Raw genomic sequence first — 20444 nt, 5'->3', positions numbered from 1 at the left:
TCGCGAGCATGGACGGGGACAGCAAAGTCTTCGGGCCCGTGGCGTACAAGTTGAAGCTGCCCGAGGCGATTCGGCGAGGGGTGGTTGGCGCCGTATCAGGTGCTGTGTCTGGGCATCCGCGATCCGGAGCTCCACCATCCGCGCTCCTGGAGGGGGCCCCGGTCAGAGGCGGTGCGCGGGGCCAAGATGGCGGCGATCCGGACCAGCTTGGTGCCGGCCGCGGCCGAGGAGCGGATCCGCAAGGTGTTGTCGTTCCATTCCCGGGTGGGGCAGCGGAGGCGATGGCGGCCCGGGTGCCGGCGGTCGCCGCGGCGCTGGCCGAGGACGACCCAGAGCTTTACCCGCCCGCGGGCCGAGTGTGGGCGGACTGGCTCTACGGTGAGCACTCCCCCGCCCACCGCCGCCAAGTCCTTGACGAATTCGCGTCCGATCTCGTCAGTGGCACTTCTTTCGCGGATGCGCGTGGGGCGATGGTCGACATCGCGCAAATAGTCGGGCGTGCCCTGCGTACGCGTCCGGGGCTCGGGAAACTCGCCACTTTGATCGTGCCGGAATTCCTCGGACCGGTCGAACGGCCGGGTGAAATTGTGACGTCGGACGCCTACAAGACCCTCTCGAAGATCCTCGGGCGCTGCGGGCGCACGACACGGACACCATCGAGGCGATCGCCGATCCCCGCGTCCGCAGCGGCCGGGAGGACACCGACGACCAGGACCAGGAGCACGAAGCGACGACGCCCTGGAGGAGGAAGACGGGGCGGGGGTGCGAGTGAGTAGGGTGGCGGCCGGAGTTCTGCGGTTCAGCGAGGAACGCGACCCGGCCGGCCGTCGCGCGGGTACCAGTCGGCGAAGTCCTGGTCGCCCCACAACCCGTCCAGCTGGTCTCTCACCCACATCGCTGTCTGGGTCTGCCGCACGATCGGGTGACATCTGATCTGGCTTGCCCTGTGGGGCGGGTGGGAAGGATGTCGCTGTGCCCAAGCCTTATCCGCAAGAGTTCCGCGAGGATGTCGTACGGGTCGCGAGGAACCGCGGCCCGGGCGTGACGATCGAGCAGGTGGCCGCCGACTTCGGAGTCCACGCGATGACGCTGTGGAAGTGGATGCGCCGGGCGGACATCGACGACGGCACAAAGCCCGGAACGACCAGTCAGGAGAGCACGGAGCTACGGGAAGCGCGTCGACGGATCAAGCTGCTGGAGCAGGAGAACGAGGTCCTGCGCCGGGCCGCGGCCTACCTGTCCCAGGCGAACCTGCCGGGAAAAGGATCTACCCGCTCGTGAAAGAGCTGGCCACGGACGGAATCTCCGTCACGGTCACGTGCCGGGTCCTCAAGCTCGCCCGCCAGCCCTACTACCGCTGGCTCGAACGGCCGGTGACCGATGCCGAGTTCGAGCAGGCCGCTCGCGCGAACGCGTTGTTCGACGCCCACCGCGAGGACCCGGAGTTCGGCTACCGCTTCCTGGCCGACGAAGCCCGCAGCGTGGGAGCCGGCATGGCCGACCGGACCGCGTGGCGGATCTGCCGGGACAACAGCTGGTGGAGCGTGTTCGGCAAGAAGCGCGGCAGGATCAAGAAAGCTGGCCCGCCGGTGCACGACGACCTCGTCCGCCGGGACTTCACCGCCGGCGCACCGAACCGGCTGTGGCTCACCGACATCACCGAACACGTCACGGGAGAAGGGAAGCTGTATCTCTGTGCGGTCAAGGACGTCTTCAGCAAGCGGATCGTGGGCTACTCCATCGACTCGCCGATGAAGTCCCGTCTGGCCGTCGCGGCCCTGGACAACGCTGTTGCCCGACGTGAGAACGTCGCCGGCTGTGTTCTGCACAGCGATCGCGGGTCGCTGGACGGATTCAACTGATCGTCGCAACACCTTGATCGGGAGGTGGAGCGATGGGCTCTGTGGAGCGGCACAAGCAGGTTCGTGCGTATCGGGGGTTGGTGCCGTCGCCGGGCAGGCCGTCGGTGGCCTGGCGTGAGGACAGGGTCAGGTTCTGGACGGTGATCGCTCGGGGTGCCAAGACCGAGGATGCGTGCAGTGCTGCCGGGGTGTCCGGGCCGGTGGGATTCCGCTGGTTCCGGCACGCTGGCGGCGTGAATCCGTGTCTTCCTGATGATGTGTCCGGGCGCTACCTGTCGTTTCCCGAGCGGGAGGACATCGCCGTCTGGCATGCCCAGGGCGCCGGCGTCCGCGAGATCGCCCGCAGGCTCGGACGGGCGCCGTCGACGGTCTCCCGTGAGCTGCGGCGCAATGCCTCTACCCGGACCTACAAGCTGGACTACCGGGCCTCGACCGCGCAGTGGCACGCTGAACGCCGGGCCCGGCGCCCGAAGACGGCCAAGCTCGTGGACAATCCGAGGCTGCGAGCCTATATCCAGGCCCGGCTGTCGAGGGACGTCACCGACGCCGGAGGCAACCGTCTGGGCCCGGAGGGCCCGGCCTGGAAGGGGCGCAACAAGCCGCACCGCGGCGACAGAGGCTGGGTGACAGCATGGAGCCCGGAGCAGATCGCGCGACGCCTGCCGGTCGAGTTCCCCGACGATGAGGACATGCGCATCAGTCACGAGGCGATCTACCAGGCGCTCTACGTCGAGGGACGTGGTGCGCTGAAACGCGAGCTGGTGGCCTGCCTGCGCACCGGACGGGCGCTGCGTGTTCCCCGGGCACGCAGCCGGCAGAAGGCGTGGGCCCACGTCACCGACAAGGTCCTCCTCGGCGAGCGTCCCGCCGAGGCCGAGGACCGCGCCGTTCCCGGGCACTGGGAGGGCGACCTCATCATCGGGCTGAAGCGCTCGGCGATCGGGACTCTCGTCGAGCGCACCACCAGGTTCACCATGCTGGTCCACCTGCCGCGCGAGGAGGGCTACGGTGTGGTCCCGCGCACGAAGAACGGACCCGCTCTGGCCGGATACGGTGCCAGCACGATGAAGAACGCCCTGGCCAGGACGATGACCACACTGCCTGAGCAACTCCGGCGGTCTCTCACCTGGGACCGCGGCAAGGAGTTGTCCGCGCACGCCGCCTTCACGGTCGAGACCGGCATCCCTGTCTACTTCGCTGACCCCCACAGCCCCTGGCAACGCGGGACCAACGAGAACACCAACGGCCTACTGCGTCAGTACTTCCCCAAGGGCACCGACTTGTCCCGCTGGAACAGCGAAGAGCTCCAGGCCGTCGCGGCGGTCTTCAACAACCGGCCCCGGAAAACACTCGGGTGGCGAACCCCGGCTGAAGTGTTCACCAAGCAGCTACGATCGCTCCCACCAGCCAGCGTTGCGACGACCGATTGAATCCGTCCAGTTTCGGTCCCGGAAGTTCGTCCAAGCGCTCGGCCGGCACCAGATCGCCGGCTCGATAGGGAGGGTCAGGGCGGCAGGCGACAACGCGGCCATGGAGTCCTTCTTCAGCCTGCTGCAGAAGAATGTCCTCGACCGACGGAAGTGGGCCAACCGCCAGGAACTACGGATCGCGATCGTGACCTGGATCGAGCGGACCTACCACCGACGCCGCAGACAAGCCTCACTCGGTCGGCTGACCCCCGTCGAATACGAACCGTCATGACCACACCGGCCCTCCTGGCCGCGTGACCAAACCTGTCACCCAACCCTGCATCAGACCCCTCTGGGCGTCGATGACGCAGGCGGTCGGCTCGGAGTTGCGGCCTTCGGCCTCGCGGACCAGGTGTCTCAGGAGGCCGTTGAGCTGGGGGATTGTTCTGCCGGAACCGGCGGCACGGACGCGAACGTCATGGGTGCACGCTACGGTGCGGGGCGGCGTGCGGTGTCGCTGATACGGATCAGGATGCCGATGAGCGCCCAGTTGGCGATGACTGAGGAGCCGCCGTACGCCAGGAACGGCATCGTCATACCGGTCAGCGGGATCAGGCCCATCACACCGCCTGCGACGACGAAGACCTGCAGGGCGAATGCGCCTGACAGGCCGATGGCGAGGAGTTTGCCGAATGGGTCACGGGCGGCGAGGGCGGTGCGTACGCCACGCTCCGCGATCAGGCCGTAAATCAGCAGGATTGCCATCATGCCCGTCAGGCCCAGTTCCTCGCCGAAGGTGGCGAGGACGAAGTCGGAGTTGGCGGCGAACCGGATGAGTTCGGAGTGGCCCTGGCCGAGACCGGTGCCGAGGGTGCCGCCGGACCCAAAGGCCCACAGCGCCTGCATCGACTGCTCGGAGTGACCGGCCACGCCCTGGCGGCTGAGCATGTATTCGTGCATGGGGTCGAGCCAGGCCTGGACACGCTGCTGAACGTGCAGTTCGAAGGAGGCGACGCCGACGGCGCCGGCCGCGGACATCAGCAGACCGAAGACGATCCAGCTTGTCCGTTCGGTGGCGGCGTACAGCATGATGACGAACATTCCGAAGAACAGCAGTGACGTGCCGAGATCGGTCTCGAAGACCAGGATCAGGATCGATAGAAACCAGATGGCCAAGATCGGACCGAGGTCACGGCCGCGCGGCAGGTACAGACCCATGAAGCGGCGGCTGGCCAGGGCCAGCGCGTCGCGCTTGACCATCAGGTAACCGGCGAAGAAGACCGCGAGCACGATCTTCGCGAACTCACCGGGCTGGATACTGAAGCTGCCGACGTGGATCCAGATCTTGGCGCCGTATATGTCGGCGCCCAGGCCCGGGACCAGCGGCAGCAGCAGGAGGAACAGGGCGCCCACCATGGAGATGTAGGTGTAGCGCTGCAGGACGCGGTGGTCCTTGAGGAAGATCAGAACGACAATGAAGAGGGCGATGCCCATCGTCGTGTACATCAGCTGCCGCGGCGCGGCCGTTCCTGCCTGCTTGATCGACTGCAACAGCTCGGACTGGTCCAACCGCCAGATGACGACCAGGCCGAGTCCGTTCAGCAGCGTGGCCAGCGGCAGCAGCAGCGGGTCCGCGTTCGGCGCGGCCTTCCGTACGAAGAAATGGGCGACGCCGGCCAGCAGGCCCATACCCAGGCCGTAGCTCAGCAGACCCGACGGCACCTGGTTGTTGACGGCCAGGCCCGCGTTGGCGTAGGCGAACACGGTGATGACGACGGCGAACACCAGCAGCGCCAGCTCGGTGTTGCGCCGGCTCGGTGCGCCGATCGTATTCGTGTGGTGCGTCGACGTGTCTGTGGTGCGGCTCATCGTGTGACGGGGCCTCTCAGTGCTGACCCCAGCAAGGAGGCAGCCTTCTGCTCTCCTCCACAAGGCCGGCGGGCCGGAGCCGGGGGCTGGGAGTAGGTACGGCAGTGGTCTGGAACAGCGGCTTCGAAGCCGTCGTGGTCGGCGGCACTGTGGCCCTGGCTATCGCCTTAGACGTGAACGAAGCGTGCGCGGTTCCTGTGATGCCTGTGGTACTGCTGGCCTTGCCCCAGCCCGTCCGGTGCTGTCCCGGGACTCGCTGTCGTGCCGTCGCTCCCCTCGCGAGGCACTGTCACGTTGACTGACCGGCCTGGAATGATCTTCTGGTTGATCGTGCCGGGAGAGGTCGTCCGTGGGCAGCGCGCCGCCGTCGTGCAAGGGGCACCGGTACCCGGTGGAGATCATCGCGCACTGCGTGTGGCTGTACTTCCGTTTCCCGCTGTCGTTCCGCGAGGTCGAGGAGCTGATGCTCGAACGCGGCGTGCTCGTCTCCCGCGAGACGGTCCGCCGCTGGGGTGCGAAGTTCGGGCAGGTCTACGCCAACGGCCTGGGCCGCCGGCGTGTGCAGACGGGCGACAAGTGGCTCTACCTTCTTGAACGGGTTGGTCCTCCCGTTCGTAGGGTGAGGACACCCAGGGGAGCTGGGTGTGGCTGACAAGTGGCTGCCGTTCGTGGCTTCAGGTGCTTGGCCGCCTGGCTCCCCACGACGACTCGGCCGCCGATTGGGAAGTGCGAACAAGTCGCTGTGTAGAGCAATGCCGGCGAGGTCGTCCGTGGTACGCAAGGCATGTACGACCGAATGGAGCACGATGAGCCGGATATGGGCGGGAACCGACTGCGGCAAGACCCACCACCACTGCCTGGTCCTGGACAGCGAGGGCGACACGCTGCTGTCGCGTCGGGTGGCCAACGACGAGCCGGAACTGCTGAAGCTGATCGGTGACGTCCTGGACCTCGCCGACGGCGGCAAGACGACCTGGGCGCTTGACATGACCGGCGGCGAGCCCGGCCTGCTGATCGCCCTTCTGGTCAACCATGGCCAGGAGCTCGTCTACATCCCCGGTATCGCGGTCAACCGGGCCACCGACAGCTACCGCGGCCAGGGCAAGACGGACGCCCGTGACGCCCGCGTGATCGCCGACCAGGCCCGGATGCGCCGCGACCTCCAGCCGATCCGCCCCGGCGACGAAGCCACGCTCGAGCTGCGGCTGCTGACCGACCACCGCGTCGATCTGGTCGCCGACCGCACCCGCACCACCAACCGGCTCAAGGCCCTGCTGAACAGCATGTTTCCGGCCCTGGAACGGGCCCTCGACCTGGGTAACGTCGGCCCGCTGGTGCTGCTAACCGGTTACCAGACACCGGCAGCGATCCGCCGCGCGGGCAGTCGGCGGCTGACCGCCTGGCTGCGCAACCGCAAGGTCTGCAACGCTGCTGCCCTCGCCGAGAAGGTGGTTGAGGCCGCCGAGCGCCAGCACACCGCCGTCGTGGGTGAGAAGGCCATCGCGAAGATGGTGCACACCCTCGCCAAGGAGGTGATGGTCCTCAACGAGAAGATCACCGAGACCGACAAACTCATCGAGGGCCGGTTTCGCGAACACGAACTGGCCGACGTGATCCAGTCCATGCCCGGCATCGGCACGATCCTCGGTGCCGAGTTCCTCGTCGCCGTCGGCGGCAGCCTGGACGCCTTCCCCACGGCCGACCGGCTCGCGGCCTTCGCCGGCGTGGTCCCCGCCCCACGCGACTCCGGCCAGGTCAGCGGTAACGACCACCGACCGACGAGATACCACCGTCGCCTGCAGCGCGTCTTCTACATCTCCGCGCTGGTCAGCGTCCAACGAGACCCCAACTCACGGAAGTTTTACGACCGCAAGCGCGCCGAGGGGAAACGGCACGTCCAGGCCGTCCTCGCGCTCGCACGCCGTCGCGTCAACGTCCTGTGGGCTCTGATCCGTGACCGACGGTGCTACCAGGTCATACCCTCAGTGACGACGGCGGCTTGACATCGGCATTGGGAAGCACCTGGACGAGGTCTTCCTCAGGATCAACGGTGCGCTGAAGTACCTGTGGCGGGCCGTCGACGCCGATGGCAATGTGCTCGACGTTTTGGTCCAGGACCGGCGGGACACCGCTGCGGCCAGGCGGTTCTTCCACAAACTGCTCAAAAAGACCTGCTCGGTGCCGAGGGTGATCGTCACCGACAAGCTCCGCTCCTACGGCGCGGCCCACCGCGAGATCATGACCTCCGCAGAAACACCGCGCCCACAAGGGACTGAACACCGGGCCGAGAACAGTCATCAGCCGACGAGGCAGCGCGAACGCGCGATGAAAGGATTCCGCAGTACCGGCGGGGCCCAGCGGTTCCTGGCCGCGTTCAGCGGTATCTCACCGCACTTCCGACCACGCCGCCACCTGATGACCGCCACCGAGTACCGCACCGAGATGACCACCCGCTTCGCCATCCGGGACGAGATCACCGGCGCCACCGACCAGCCCATCGCAGCGTAAGCCAGGCCCCCACCCGACCCCTGCACACCCTGACGCGCCCTCAATCGATCAACACCGCACCAACGTGACAACGCCAGTGCTCGGCCCCGGCCGGAACGCGGCCAGGCCCAAGAACAGCCAAAATTGGGCGACGTGTTCGCGGAACATCGCCGAGGATGGCCGCCATGACCCACGTGATCGAAGCCCCCCATGCCGAAGACGCCGCTTCTCTGGGGCCTGTGCAGTTGAGGGCCTGGCTGCAGACGTATCTCAATGACGAAGCGGGGATCGATGAGACATGGATCCGTGAACAGCGCGGCGCCTCCGCGACCGCGGAAGGGGTCGCACAGTGGCGGGAGTTCATCGAGGCGGTGAAGCAACAACCGGACCTGTTGTTTTGCCGTGTCGTCCGCTCCGATACGGAGATCGTCGGCTTCCTCTGCGGCCGTCGGGACGAGGTGGTAACCCTCGGGCCAATGTATCTCCTGAACGAAGCCCAAGGCCAAGGTGTCGGAGGCCGATTGATGAGTGAGTTCCTCGCCTGGGTGGGAAGCACACCGATGCGTCTTTGGGTCACTGATTACAACGAACGAGCGGTCCGTTTCTACGAGCGCTACGGATTCAAGGCCACAGGTGAGCGAGAGCTCTGGCGAGGAAAACTGCCCAACGTGCGCATGACCCGAGACTCCCCGTCGAACGACAACCTCAGCTGAGTGTGCACGGGCCAGGTCGGCTGAGATGTGACCGCAGGCTATCTCGACGGCCAGCCGCGCCCTGACGGGCGGCTGGCCGTCCCACGTTGCGGCCACGACAACGCCGTCATTTCGTGCGGGCCGTCGTGGCCATGTAGGACACGGTCTTATCAGTCGACCAGCCTGGGCATCGGCACGTCGGCGGGGAGCAGCCCGCGTGCCTTGAGCTCTGCCCACAGCAAGCCCGGGATCGGGTGGGCGAGCATTGCGGCGGCGTCGCGGGCCTCGGTGGCGCTGCGGGTTCCGACAAGGGCGCTCGCGACGGCCGGGTGTCCGAACGGGAAGCGGAGTGCGGCGGCGCGCAGCGGCACTCCGTGGCGTTCGCACACTGCCTTGAGGTCCAGTGCCCTGGTGAGAAAGTCGAGTGGCGCGGTGGTGTAGTTGTAGGTGGAGCGAGGACGGGGGTCGGCGAGCAGTCCGGAGTCGAAGACGCCACCGATGACGGCACCGACGCCGCGGGCGGCGGCGAGCGGCAGCAGTTCGGCCAGACCGTTCTGGTCGAGCAGGGTGTAGCGGCCGGCGAGGAGGACGGCGTCGATGTCCGTGTCGCGGACGAAGCGGGCGAGCAGCTCGGTCTGGTTCATGCCAACGCCGATCGCTCCGACGACTCCCTCGTCCCGCATCCGTGCGAGCTCCGGGTAGGCCTGGTCGAGGGCCTGCGCGGCATGAGCCTCGGGGTCGTGGAGGTAGACGACGTCTATCCGGTCCAGGCCAAACCGCTTCAGGCTGTCCTCGATCGACCGGCGCACGCCGTGGGCACTGAAGTCTCAGCGCCTGCGGTGGGTGGCGGGCACGGCGAAGCCGTGGGCGAGGTCGTTGCCTGTGGCTTCCGGGGTCGGGACCAGGATGCGGCCGACCACCCCACCGGGCCTTGACCCCTGATTCTGAACACGGGTTATGCGGCTTCGGCCAGCGTAGTTGATGTTGTTTGGAGTGTTTGTTCGTAGGCGATGGGGCTGCGGTGTCCGAGGCGGGAGTGGCGTCGGACGGTGTTGTAGCGGTGGAGCCAGCGGAAGAGGTCCAGGCGGGCTTCGCGTTCGTCGTTCCAGGCCCTGCGGCCCTGGAGGGTCTCGCGTTTGCAGGTCGCGTTGAACGACTCCGCCAGGGCGTTATCCGCCGAGCTGCCGATGGCGCTCATGGACTGGGTCACGCCAGCCTGGCGGCAGGCGTTGGCGAAGGCCCGGCTGCAGTACTGGGCCCCGTGATCGGTGTGCATCACGGCGCCGGCGAGGCTGCCGCGGGTCCGCTCGGCTGCTTTCAGGGCGTCGACGACGAGGTCGGCGCGCATATGGTCGGCGATCGCCCACCCGGCCAGGCGCCGTGAGCAGAGATCGATCACGGTCGCGAGATAGCGGAACGTCCCGCCTGCCAGCGGCAGGCATGTGATGTCGCCGACGTACTTTCGGTTCACCTCGTCCGCGGTGAAGTTACGGCCGATCAGGTCCGGCACCTTCGCCGCGGCGGGGTCCGGGATGGTGGTGCGATGCTTCCTGCGCAGGCGGAGGCCGGCCAGCCCGATCGCCTGCATGATGCGGGCGACCCGCTCGTGGTTCACGCGCTCGCCGTCCTCGCGGAGTTCAGCGGTGATCCTGGGGGCGCCGTAGGTGCCGTCCGAGGCCCGGTGGATCACGCGTATCCGGGCGGCGAGCTGGGCGTCGGCAGCCTGGCGGGCTGCCCGCAGCGGTGCACTGCGGCGCCAGTGGTAGAAGCTCGAGCGGGCGATGCCCAGGATGCGGCACAACCGCTTCACGCCGTAACGGCGCTGGTGGTCCTCAACGAACTGGCAGCGGTTCACCAGCCCGTCTCCGAGGCGAAATAGCGGGCCGCCTTGCGCAGGATCTCCCGTTCCTTCTTCAGCTCGGCGTTCTCCCGCCTCAAGGCGGCGACCTCGGCCTCCAGAGCCGACGGCGCCACCGGAACCGTCGGCGGCATGGCCGCCCGACGGCCGCGCGGACGACCGGCTCCGGCCGCCCGGATCCAGTTGCGCAGCGTCTCCGGGTTCACCCCCAGGTCGGCGGCGATCTGCTTGATCGTCGCCTCGGACCGCGAATCGTACAGCGCGACCGCGTCCGCCTTGAACTCCGGCGGATAGCGCTTCATGACCACGACACGTCCATCTCTCAGATCCTCAAGATCCACTATCTCGAGTGTCCAAGATCAGGGGTGAAGGCCCCGTGGTCGGGCAGTTCGTCGGGGCGGCGTTGGACCTTGCCAGCCGGCGCGGAGGCATGGTTACCAGTAGGTCAAAATGCCGTACCAGTTTGAGAGCCAAGACGGCTATTGCGTCGCCGGAGGCGCGAAGGATGGCGCATTCCTTCCGCACCGAAAGGGGCTCAGCGGACTCGTTCGAATCCTCCACGGGCGGGGACGGGCGGCCCGGCCCTGCAGACGCAGCAGCCGCACTCGTCCACGACCTCGCTGCCAACCTGGGCGACGCCGGCCTTCCCGGTCGACGCACCCACGAACGCGGTCACCGCGGCGCAGCGACGGTGGACGGACCCCGCCATCGACCGGAGCCCGGAAGCCTGTCCCGGCCGTCCCGCTCATCCGCGCCGCCGAAAAGGCCTCGCACGGAACTGTTCCCGGCGGCGCTCCACGCCCCGCCGTTCGGCATACTGCTCTTCGCCCGCCCCGTCCACGGCTGCGCGCCGACCGCCCGCCAGGAGACAACTACCGCGCCCCCGCAAGGTGGTTTACCGGCTGTTTCGGCGGTGCGCGTCTGGCAGGCGGGCGTCGTACGGTGCCGACCTCGCGCCACGGTCGAAGGCCGCAACGGGGCCGGCCGCCGGGGTCTCTTCGACGTCTACCTCGTCAAGGCGTTCGAGCCGACCCCCGCGAGCACCGCGCAACTCGCCGCGGCCGCCGCACGACCGCAGACCGCGTGTGCGGTGAATGCGGGGCCCACCCCGACCAGCCCTGCACCCCGTGGGGCGACACCGGCCGCACACTGTGCCAGACCTGCACACACATCGAGCGCCTCCGCACCGCCCAGTACCGAAGGCCGCCGCGACGAGCTTGGGGTCCATCGTGTTCACCAGGTCGACGAGGCGGATGCTGCGGATCGCGGGTTGTCCATCCGCCATGCCTCGCGATGGGTCAGGCACCGCTGCAGGACCGTCCAGGAGGCGGGATCCAGAGGAACGGGATGGGGCCGCTTTCGAGCCGGACCGTCTGGGCCTGCTGGTCGATGTCGTTGATCTGCAGCATCCGTACCTCTGAGCTGGAGGCGCCGTGCCGCAGCGCGAGCATGCCCACCACTGCCTCGTGCGGATGCACGTGCTCATCGGTCGTCCAGCGCCGGAACAGCTCGCGTTGCTGGTCGAGGGCGAGGGTCCTGCCGCAGAAGCCGTTCGCTTCCTTCGCAACCAACTGGCGGGTGGGGTCGACCAGCACCACCCTCTGGGCCCGGGCGAAGCGGAAGAACTGTCACAGCACGGTCAGCCGCCGCTTGCGTCCCCTGGGAAGGATGCCCAGAAAGGCTTCGATGTCCTGCACGTCGACGAGGACCCAGTCCCTCTTGTCACGCATGGTGGCCAGGGCCGTCTTCAGAGTGTGATTGCTGTGAGGGCGAGTGCCGGCCCGGCGGGCTCGTTCCTGAGCACGCATCCGGGAGGAGTCGAAGGTTGCGACGGCTTGCCGCAGCGGTTCGGGGACGGCCTCGACGCGTCGCCTCCGTCGGCTGGCGGCGAGCCGTTGAAGGACTCGGCGAGTGTGTTGTCCGCGCTGGATCCGATCGCGCTCATGGACTGGCGGACGCCGGCTCTGCGGCAGGCGTCGGCGAACGCCTGGCTGGTGTACTGGGCGCCGTGGTCGGTGTGCATGACCGCTCCGGCGAGGCTGCCGCGGGTGCGTTTGGCGGTGGCCAGGGCCTCGGTGACGAGATTGGTTCGCGCCCATCCGGCCGGGCGGCGTGAGGCGAGGTCGATGACGGTGGCCAGGTATAGGAACGCTGCTGGAGGCGATCGGCAACTTCCGCCGGGACGCCTGCCTCGACCGCAGCCGGCAAGCCGTCCGGAAAGAGCAGTGGCGGAGGAGGAAGCCGCGCGGCGGGAAGCCTGGCGGCCGGTGTGCGAGGACTGCGGGCAGAAGTTCACCGACGACCGCTGGAAGGCGGTCGAGTACACGCGGGACTGGAGCAGGTGCCAGTCGCACCCGCACCTGCGAGGACTGCCAGACCCGGACCGTCACAGCCGAGCAGCAGGCCGAGGCCCGGATCGAGGAGCGCGAGCGCCGGGAGCGGGAACAGGAGCGCCTGTGCCAGGAGGCGGAGGACCGGGCCGCCGCGCACAAGGCCGGCGGCTGGTTCCCCCGCTTCCGTACCTGACCGGCAGGTCACGGCGGCCGACTGCGCGGACAGGCCCAAGGTGATCCTGGGCAGGCCTGCGTGGTCGGTGTCGGCTGCAGGGCTGGTCGGAGCGTGCTGCTGCGGGGACACGCCTGACCACAGGCTCGACCACGGCGCCGGCCGCCCCGACCACGCAGGTCAGCAGCGGTCTTTGCAGGTCAGCAGTGGGTATTTGCCACGGGTTGGTCACCCTCGCACGCGACGAGGAAGGCCTTGTCGAGATCGGGCCGGCGGGCGAGCTTGCCGGACGCCTTGCCGGTGAAGATCTGTTCGCACCCTGCGGCTTTCAGGGCGTCTTGTTGCGCTTCGGGGTGTTGATCGCGCCTGGACGAGGCCGGGGCGGTCCTTAAGTGTGACTGGTCACAGATTGACACTCCCCGTGGCGGTTCCCAAGCTGATATGAGGGGCGCTGGTAGGGAGCGTGGTCGTGAGTGCTGAGCACAACGAACTTGCCCGGTTGCTGGCAGCTGCGGAGACGGCGGCGCCGGTGGAGGCCGTCGATGTGGTCGCAGAAGACCTGCGGCGACGTTTCAAAGCTACGAAGGTCTCTTTCCTCATCGTGGACCTGACGGGGAAGGCGGTGGCGCGGCTGCCCGTCGCCGGCACCATGGGGCGGGAAGCGGAGCGGGTCCCCCTGTCCGGCAGCGTCTACGAGCAGGTGATCCGTACCCAGCGGCTGTATCAGAAGGCGACCGGTCAGGAACAGCGGGTGATCGCGCCGGTCACCAACCGCGGGGATGCCATCGGGCTGCTGGAATTGCTCCTGCCGGCCGACCCCGGCGAGGACTTCCTCGATGCGATCAGGGAAGCCGCCCACATCCTGGCCTACATCGTGATCGCCAACGGGCGGTTCACTGATCTCTACGCCTGGGGCAAACGCTCCAGGCCCTCCACCTTGGCTGCAGAAATCCAGTACCAGCTGCTGCCCATGTCACTGTCGTGCGAGGCAGCACAGTTCACGCTGTGCGGGAGCCTGGAGCCCTCCGAAGACCTCAGCGGCGACACCTTCGACTACGCCCTGGACCGCGACACCCTGCACCTGTCGGTGACCGACCCCATGGGCCACAACATCGACGCCGCCCTGGCCGCCACGGTCTTGGTGAGCGCCCTGCGCAGCGCCCGCCGCGCAGGAGCCGACCTGGCCGAGCAAGCCCACCGGGCCGACCAGGCCCTGGCCGACCACGGCCACGGCCACGCCACCGGGCAGCTACTGCGCATCAACCTCCACACCGGGCAGGCCCAGCTCGTCAACGCCGGCCACCCCTGGCCGCTGCGCATGCGCGAGGGGGCTCCGGAGGTGATCACCTGCGAGGTAGACCATCCCTTCGGCCTGTCCGTGCCCGCCCCCCACCCCTACCGCGTTCAGGACATTGATCTGCGCCCCGGCGACCGTCTGCTCATGCTGACCGACGGCATGCTCGAACGTCATGGGGAGAATGTCGACCTGCTCGCCCTGGTGGAGCGCACCCGGGACCTGCATCCGCGGGAGACCGCACTGACGCTGACGTCCGCGGTCCTGGACGCCGCTGGCGGCCGGCTCGAAGACGATGCCACCGTGATGTGCCTGGACTGGCACGGCCCCCAGGAGACCCAGCGGCAAGATGCCGGCTCCGGCGCGGACACTCAGCAAGCCTCAGCAGGCCGCACGAAGTCATAGCCATGACCAGGGCGCTCCTCTGGACGGTTTCAGGCGGCCGACGAGTACCTCTCGCTCGTCGGGGCATCGCTTCTGAGTACCGTGAAGTCGACGTCCAGTTTCGAATCGTACGCCTCGGACTGGATCTTCCCCGCCGAGAAGGTACAGCCCCGGTGAGCGGCGAGGGCTCCAGGCCCCGGAGGATCCTGACGGTCTGCAAGGGCGGCCACTACCGAGCCCCGCTCGCCGCGGCCGTCCTGGCACGCCGCGGTCCAGACGCGGGCCGCCGCTGTCAGGAACTGGTACATCAGCGAAGGCGCCCACACTAGCCACGAAAGGTCGGCCACGTGGTTCTTTGGCCGTAGCAACGAACACGGCGCCCGCCCCGGACACATCCCAAGGACGGGCGCCGCCGTGGCCCACTCCAGTCCGAGGTCAGCCAACTGGTGAGGCTTGTCGGCGGAGAGCTTGGCGCGGCAAGCCCACGCGGCGCCGCTCAGGGACCGCGCGGACCGTCTCACCCTCTACCGGCGCATGCGCCGAGTTGGTCGAGGTCTGTCCGGCGTTGCTCGGGGAGCTTTGCGGCGCGTTCGCGGATGTTGTCGAGCCACGTGCCGAGCTTGACCACCACACCCCGTCAGCAGCGTCCTGACGGCCCGTCGAGACGGCCTGCCGCCGCGGCTACCAGCTCATCCCGAGGGCATCCAGGTCCGCACTCACTCCTGTGCGCCGTTCCATCCTGCGGAAATCTGTTCTTTGCCCCAATCCGGGCGGTGCGGCCTCTTGTGAGGTGGTATTGCCGATACCGTGCGGTGTCTACGGCGTCAAATAGCGGGCGCCGAAAAATGGAGGCAGCACCCTATGCTGATTGCTCAGCGTCCCGCGTTGACCGAAGAGGTTGTCGACGCGTTCCGCTCCCGGTTCGTCATCGAGCCACTGGAGCCGGGCTTCGGTTACACCCTCGGCAACTCTCTTCGCCGTACGCTCCTCTCCTCGATCCCCGGCGCTGCTGTCACCAGCATCCGGATCGACGGTGTCCTGCACGAGTTCACCACCGTGCCGGGCGTCAAGGAGGACGTCACCGACCTCATCCTCAACATCAAGCAGCTGGTCGTCTCCTCGGAGCACGACGAGCCGGTCCTGATGTACCTGCGCAAGCAGGGCCCCGGCCTGGTCACCGCTGCTGACATCGCCCCGCCGGCCGGTGTCGAGGTCCACAACCCGGACCTGGTCCTGGCCACGCTCAACGGCAAGAGCAAGCTGGAGATGGAGCTGACCGTCGAGCGCGGTCGCGGCTACGTCTCCGCCGTCCAGAACAAGCAGGCGGGCCAGGAGATCGGCCGTATCCCGGTCGACTCCATCTACTCGCCGGTGCTCAAGGTCACGTACAAGGTCGAGGCGACCCGTGTCGAGCAGCGCACCGACTTCGACAAGCTGATCGTCGACGTCGAGACCAAGCAGGCCATGCGTCCGCGTGACGCCATGGCGTCGGCCGGCAAGACCCTGGTCGAGCTGTTCGGCCTGGCGCGCGAGCTCAACATCGACGCCGAGGGCATCGACATGGGCCCGTCCCCGACGGACGCCGCCCTCGCCTCTGACCTCGCGCTGCCGATCGAGGAGCTCGAGCTCACGGTCCGTTCGTACAACTGCCTCAAGCGCGAGGGCATCCACTCCGTGGGTGAGCTCGTGGCCCGTTCCGAGGCCGACCTGCTCGACATCCGCAACTTCGGTACGAAGTCGATCGACGAGGTCAAGGCGAAGCTGGCCGACATGGGCCTGACTTTCAAAGACAGCCCGCCCGGATTCGACCCGATCGCCACCGCGTTCGGCGCCGACGACGACGCGGACGCCGGGTTCGTCGAGACCGAGCAATATTGACAGGGTGATTCACGAGGTTCGGCGCTGGCGGGGCACGAGCCGCCAGGGACCGGGGTTCGGCACCGCAGCCACGGCAGCAGGCGGTGAGCAGCGCGGCTACCGGCGGCTGCCAGGCGGACCGGTATCGGGGTGCCGTCGACGACCGTGACGAGTTCGGCCCACGGGTTCGGGCAGGTGCAGCCCGTCCGCGCCGGATACGAGCCACCGCTTGTGGGAGTCTTCGCTTCCTTGTCTGGGGTGGTTCTCGGTTCGGCGTCCGGTCTTGGGCGCTGTGGACCGGGTTGATTCGGTTTGTTTCATGGGGTGTTGAGCGGTGATGGCCAGGTGCTGGTGTTGGACAAGTCTGAGGATTAGCTGGTCACTGGGTGAGGATTACCTGGTCAGCGGAGCGAAAGCTCCCGCCCAGCACCGACGCGCCAGACCGGTCTACGCGGTTAGATGCGAAGAGTCAATGATTGTCGCCCGGACTCTCGCGCCTCGGGCGCAACCGCGGTCTTCGGGTATTTGTGATCGTCCGGTGGCGTTTGGCTGATCAGGCGCGGTCATGGAGAGTGACTTGGTAGCCGTCGGGGTCGGCGAAGGTGAATGTCGGGACTGCTGCACGGATAGGTGACACCTGACTTGGCTTGCTGAGAGGCGGCCTGGAAGGATGTTGCAGTGCCCAAGCCGTATCCGAAGGAGTTCCGCGAGGACGTCGTGCGGGTCGCGCGTAATCGCGAGCCCGGCGTCACGCTGGAACAGATCGCCGCCGACTTCGGCGTCCACCCGATCACGTTGTCGAAGTGGTTGCGCCGCGACACCGACGAGGGCGGCACCAAGCCCGCAACGGCGTCGGGCGAGTCGGCCGAACTGCGCGAGGCCCGCAAGCGCATCCGGCTCCTGGAGCAGGAGAACGAAGTGCTGCGGAGGGCTGCGGCAACATCCTTCCAGGCCGCCTCTCAGCAAGCCAGGTCAGGTGTCACCTATCCGTGCAGCAGTCCCTTCTGCGAAGTAGTCGCCGGCTTCGTCGTGGTAAGCGGTCTCTGCAGGCATCGTGACAGCATCGCGCCGGTGGCTGCCAACCGCGAGCGGTTTTGTGCAACCCAGGGTGCGTCCGGTCAACGGCTGCCTTGACTTGGGTCTGATTGTGGTCGGCTCGTTTTCAGCTGTCGCCGATTCCTCGGGGAACCCAGCCAGATGGTGACCGTGTGATCCCCAGGGGCGTACCGGCTCCATGTCCCGCCGATTTCCCTAACGATGCGGCTGGTGGTCTTGTCGTGGTATCCGATGGCGACGGTTTACTGCTGGGCTCTCTTATGAAGTCAAGCTGGTCGCTTTGTAGCCGAGTTACCGGGGTCAGTCTTCCGCGTCATGATGGCGTCCGCTTGCGCGATCAGGGCGAAGACGGTCACGGCGACCGTCGACGCGGCCCCCCGTGGCCAGGGCCTCCGCCATGTACCTGCCCAGGCCCGGTCGCAGGATGTCCACGAACACGAACAGTACGACAAACCCCGCGAGGCACGCCGCGACAGCGGCCCGCCAGCAGCGGTGACGTGCAAATAATCACTGGGCCAGGCCCATACCGATCAGCGGTGCAGGGGACAACTGCGGCTCATCGAGGGCGGCGAGCGCCCCGTATCCCACTCCGCTGAACGTCCAGCAGGCGGCGCTCACGAGTGCTGCCTCGCTCCAGGACACGGCCCCTTCGCTTGTGCCGCCCGACGACGACGCCACCGGCCCGACGGGCGCGCCCGCCGCTGGGAGACGCCTGCCGCGGTCACGGAAATGATCAGGAGCGGGCCAGCAGCCCAATAGATCACGGTCATCGGCCAGGCCGGCTCCTTGCCGACCAGCATGGTCGTCATCCTGGCAGCCATACCGATGCCCAGCAGCACATACCCGAGACCCCAGACGCGGACCACCCGCACAGGTCCCCCGATCGGCTGCGGCGGCCGACGCGGCCGGAGCACAGCCACCCCGCCCAACCATGCACACCCCAGTCCCAGGGCCGCCATGAACACTCCCCCGGCCGTATCCCATGCATCGGTCTGGATCCCGGGCATCCGCGCCTCACTCTCCCACTTCACGCGGCCCCCAGCGCCACCCCCGGGTCATCATGATGGCCGTCCGGACGGGACACCTCATCTGCAGGGCGCGGCAGACGACTGGAACGGCTGCCTTCCGGCATCCGGCAAGGTGGGCGGCCGACTGGACTTCAGTCATGCAGGCACTTGGCGGATTGGTGCGAAAGCGCGTTGTTCGTCGAACGGCTGCCGTGTCCGGAGGCAGTGGTGGTGCTGCCCGAGGAAGCGGTTGAGCAGGTGACGCTGGGCGGCGTTGTGCCAGTCGCCGTGCTCGCGTCGGCGTCGGTAGTGGGCGTTGGCTCCGGGCGAGGCAGCGAGGGCGGCAGAGGCACAGAGGAACCCGGCGTTCATGAGGCGGTTGTTCTTGATGAAGCCGCGTCCAACGAAGTGCTTCTTGCCAGAGGCCCGGGTGATCGGCGCGGAGCCGGCGTAGGGTTTCAGGGCCCTGGCGTCGGCGAACAGGGCCTGATCTTCGCCGGGTTCGGCAAGGAAGCGGGCTCCGATCAGGGGCCAGTCCGGGGAAGCTGAGCAGGATCTCGCTGTCGGCGTGCTGGCGAAAGGCTGCTCGACCGCCTCCGCGGCTTGGCAGGCGGCGTCCAGTCGCTTGAGCAGCGCCGGGAGCTGATGGCCCAAGGCGTCTTCGACCGCAGGAAGCTGGTGGGCGTACTCGGCACGGAAGATGTCCCGTAGCCGTTCGGCCTCGGTGTCAAAGGCTCGGGTGCGTACACTGCGTTTGAGAGCGGCCCGTAGCTGGGCGAGGGTGAGTTTTGCAGCCTTCGCTGGAGTTGCTGCCAAGGCGAGGTTGACACGGGCGTCGGGCCTGGTCAGGTTACCTTCCTTACCTTGAAAGGCGTGCAGGGCGGCGGGGTAGTACTCGCGCAGTAGCGAGCGGACCTGGTTGGCCACTTGCTGTCGGCTCCAGACGGCGTCCTGCTGGGCGCGGGCCAGGACCGTGATGGCCTGGGCGAGTTCGGAGTCGGCCGGCAGCAGCCGGTGAGCGTGCATGTCGGTGTGCAGGATGTTCGCCAGGACCAAGGCGCCGCCTGGGTCGGACTTCTTGCGGCTGACACCGTGGCGGTCACAGTAGTGGGCGGCGGCCGGTGCGTTGATCGCGAAGACTTTGCGATTGCCGGACCGCAGGGCGGCAACGAGGAGGCCATGGCTGGTCTCGATGGCCACCCGTATCGGGGGGTCGGTGATGTCGCCGTGCTCGGCGAGGAAGTCCAGCAACTGGTTGTAGCCGACCGCGTCTTCGGTGATGCGGGCCTTGGCCAGCAAGGTGCCAGGGTCGTCGACGAGGACGATGTCGTGGTGCCGCTCGGCCCAGTCGATGCCGCAGAGCACGGTCAAGTTGTCCTCCCAGATCGATCTATTTGTGCAGTTCACGAGCACATGCGGGTAACGCGGCGCCCTAATCCCAGGACTCTTCGGTCCGCCATCTCAGTAGCCGTTCGCGACACCAGCGCAACCCAGGGGCTCGATCTGTCTGCAGAGCTCGCTGGCTCGCGGGTGAACAAAAGGTCGGCCCTGGGGCGGGCTCGCACCGTGACAATCAACGACTGGTCGGCCGCTGTGAGTTACGCGGTGGCTACGGAGGCACCGGGCCGTGCCGCTCTTGACCGAGGCCTGGAGCGGCCAGGGGAAACGGAGGCATCGGCCCAGTGCCCGCGTGGACACCGCGAAATCCGCCGGGGATAGTGCCGCTCTTTGCGGAGAACTCTGGGGCCGGGGAGGAATCAAGGCATCTATCACCGACACAGGCCGACTCAAGCCCTTGCACTCATGAGCTCGAACCGCCTACACCCTGGATTAGGGATTACGTGCCAAGTGGCGAACCTGGTCCAGGAATGACGCGCGCCCGGCCGCAATTGGTCAAGGGGTCGGTCGGCGGCGCGCACCGGTGCGGTGCGGGACATCGGATGCGGCGCGCCGGGCGCGGGCGAGAGTGCCGGGCATCGTCAAGTGGTGCGCACCGGGTGCGGGGGCGGACATCGTGGTGCGCACCAAAGTGGCGTCCATCGCCCTGGGTGCGCGCCGGGGAGGAGCCCACCCAGTGGCTCCCATCGGGCGGGCTCCACCGGGTGGACTCCACCCGGTGTCGTGCATCGTCACCACAGCCAGGCGTGCCGCACCCGGGACAGTG

The 20444-nt window shown here is 67.8% G+C and carries 13 protein-coding genes and 7 pseudogenes; 11 read left to right on the top strand and 9 right to left on the bottom strand.

Annotation, left to right across the window (positions count from 1 at the left end; all coding sequences use genetic code 11):
- The first annotated feature begins 972 nt into the window (after positions 1 to 972).
- The 4 genes and pseudogenes from OG842_RS39080 to OG842_RS39065 form a co-directional block, all read left to right on the top strand.
- Positions 973 to 1281 carry a transposase gene (locus OG842_RS39080; protein ID WP_266734126.1) on the top strand — a complete coding sequence of 103 codons (309 nt, stop codon included), beginning with the start codon at positions 973 to 975 and terminating at the stop codon, positions 1279 to 1281.
- Complete coding sequence (locus OG842_RS39075; protein WP_266734128.1) at positions 1278 to 1862, top strand: DDE-type integrase/transposase/recombinase; 585 nt, start codon at positions 1278 to 1280, stop codon at positions 1860 to 1862. Before OG842_RS39080 ends, OG842_RS39075 begins: the two co-directional genes overlap by 4 nt.
- A 32-nt stretch (positions 1863 to 1894) precedes the next feature.
- The gene (locus tag OG842_RS39070) at positions 1895 to 3292 is read left to right on the top strand and encodes an IS30 family transposase (protein ID WP_266726503.1); all 1398 of its coding nucleotides are present in this window, start codon (positions 1895 to 1897) and stop codon (positions 3290 to 3292) included.
- Positions 3222 to 3563 (top strand): annotated as a pseudogene (locus OG842_RS39065) (integrase core domain-containing protein); the annotation flags it as partial. The gene OG842_RS39070 and the pseudogene OG842_RS39065, both read left to right, overlap by 71 nt.
- A gap of 60 nt (positions 3564 to 3623) precedes the next feature.
- Here OG842_RS39065 and OG842_RS39060 read toward each other — a convergent pair.
- Both OG842_RS39060 and OG842_RS39055 read right to left on the bottom strand, forming a co-directional pair.
- Positions 3624 to 3707 (bottom strand): annotated as a pseudogene (locus OG842_RS39060) (IS5 family transposase); the annotation flags it as partial.
- Positions 3708 to 3760: 53 nt separating this feature from the next.
- On the bottom strand, positions 3761 to 5140 hold the full coding sequence (locus tag OG842_RS39055; protein WP_266734129.1) for an FtsW/RodA/SpoVE family cell cycle protein: 1380 nt from the start codon (positions 5138 to 5140) through the stop codon (positions 3761 to 3763).
- 349 nt (positions 5141 to 5489) lie between these two features.
- Here OG842_RS39055 and OG842_RS39050 point away from each other — a divergent pair.
- The 4 genes and pseudogenes from OG842_RS39050 to OG842_RS39035 all read left to right on the top strand — a co-directional run.
- Positions 5490 to 5720: pseudogene (locus tag OG842_RS39050) on the top strand (IS6 family transposase); the annotation flags it as partial.
- Positions 5721 to 5946: 226 nt separating this feature from the next.
- The gene (locus tag OG842_RS39045; protein ID WP_266726579.1) at positions 5947 to 7143 is read left to right on the top strand and encodes an IS110 family transposase; all 1197 of its coding nucleotides are present in this window, start codon (positions 5947 to 5949) and stop codon (positions 7141 to 7143) included.
- A pseudogene (locus tag OG842_RS39040) lies at positions 7130 to 7648 on the top strand (IS6 family transposase); the annotation flags it as partial. The gene OG842_RS39045 and the pseudogene OG842_RS39040, both read left to right, overlap by 14 nt.
- Positions 7649 to 7812: 164 nt before the next feature.
- Positions 7813 to 8340, top strand: a complete 528-nt coding sequence (locus OG842_RS39035) for a GNAT family N-acetyltransferase (protein WP_266734131.1) — start codon at positions 7813 to 7815, stop codon at positions 8338 to 8340.
- A 149-nt stretch (positions 8341 to 8489) separates the two neighbouring features.
- Here OG842_RS39035 and OG842_RS39030 read toward each other — a convergent pair.
- The 4 genes and pseudogenes from OG842_RS39030 to OG842_RS39015 all read right to left on the bottom strand — a co-directional run.
- A pseudogene (locus OG842_RS39030) lies at positions 8490 to 9236 on the bottom strand (aldo/keto reductase); the annotation flags it as partial.
- A 38-nt stretch (positions 9237 to 9274) separates the two neighbouring features.
- Positions 9275 to 10485, bottom strand: a protein-coding gene (locus OG842_RS39025) for an IS3 family transposase (protein ID WP_328512697.1) whose coding sequence is annotated in 2 segments (ribosomal slippage) — positions 9275 to 10185 and positions 10185 to 10485 — 1212 coding nt in all. Because the reading frame shifts where the segments join, the coding sequence is not laid out codon by codon here.
- Positions 10486 to 11475: 990 nt separating this feature from the next.
- Positions 11476 to 11772: a hypothetical protein gene (locus OG842_RS39020; RefSeq protein WP_266734134.1), complete on the bottom strand. Its 297-nt coding sequence runs from the start codon at positions 11770 to 11772 to the stop codon at positions 11476 to 11478.
- Between the two features lie 293 nt (positions 11773 to 12065).
- Positions 12066 to 12323 (bottom strand): annotated as a pseudogene (locus OG842_RS39015) (transposase); the annotation flags it as partial.
- Between the two features lie 888 nt (positions 12324 to 13211).
- Here OG842_RS39015 and OG842_RS39010 point away from each other — a divergent pair.
- Complete coding sequence (locus OG842_RS39010; protein WP_443064082.1) at positions 13212 to 14381, top strand: PP2C family protein-serine/threonine phosphatase; 1170 nt, start codon at positions 13212 to 13214, stop codon at positions 14379 to 14381.
- 29 nt (positions 14382 to 14410) lie between these two features.
- Here the strand turns inward: OG842_RS39010 and OG842_RS39005 are convergent, their stop codons facing one another.
- Complete coding sequence (locus OG842_RS39005; protein ID WP_266734136.1) at positions 14411 to 14668, bottom strand: hypothetical protein; 258 nt, start codon at positions 14666 to 14668, stop codon at positions 14411 to 14413.
- A 553-nt stretch (positions 14669 to 15221) separates the two neighbouring features.
- Between OG842_RS39005 and OG842_RS39000 the strand changes: the two genes are divergently transcribed.
- Together OG842_RS39000 and OG842_RS38995 are read left to right on the top strand one after the other, a co-directional pair.
- The gene (locus tag OG842_RS39000; RefSeq protein ID WP_266734138.1) at positions 15222 to 16238 is read left to right on the top strand and encodes a DNA-directed RNA polymerase subunit alpha; all 1017 of its coding nucleotides are present in this window, start codon (positions 15222 to 15224) and stop codon (positions 16236 to 16238) included.
- Between the two features lie 657 nt (positions 16239 to 16895).
- Positions 16896 to 17351, top strand: coding sequence for a transposase (locus tag OG842_RS38995; protein WP_266734140.1), 456 nt, complete (start codon positions 16896 to 16898; stop codon positions 17349 to 17351).
- A 429-nt stretch (positions 17352 to 17780) separates the two neighbouring features.
- Here the strand turns inward: OG842_RS38995 and OG842_RS38990 are convergent, their stop codons facing one another.
- Together OG842_RS38990 and OG842_RS38985 are read right to left on the bottom strand one after the other, a co-directional pair.
- Positions 17781 to 17915 (bottom strand): hypothetical protein, encoded by a 135-nt coding sequence (locus tag OG842_RS38990; RefSeq protein ID WP_266734141.1) that lies wholly within the window; start codon positions 17913 to 17915, stop codon positions 17781 to 17783.
- A 521-nt stretch (positions 17916 to 18436) separates the two neighbouring features.
- Positions 18437 to 19666: pseudogene (locus OG842_RS38985) on the bottom strand (IS110 family transposase).
- Positions 19667 to 20444 lie beyond the last annotated feature (778 nt).

Source organism: Streptomyces sp. NBC_00376 (genome assembly GCF_036077095.1).
In the GTDB taxonomy this organism is placed as follows: Bacteria; Actinomycetota; Actinomycetes; order Streptomycetales; family Streptomycetaceae; genus Streptomyces.
The sequence above is the reverse complement of the archived record's forward strand: the minus strand, read 5'-3'. Positions and strand labels throughout refer to the sequence as shown.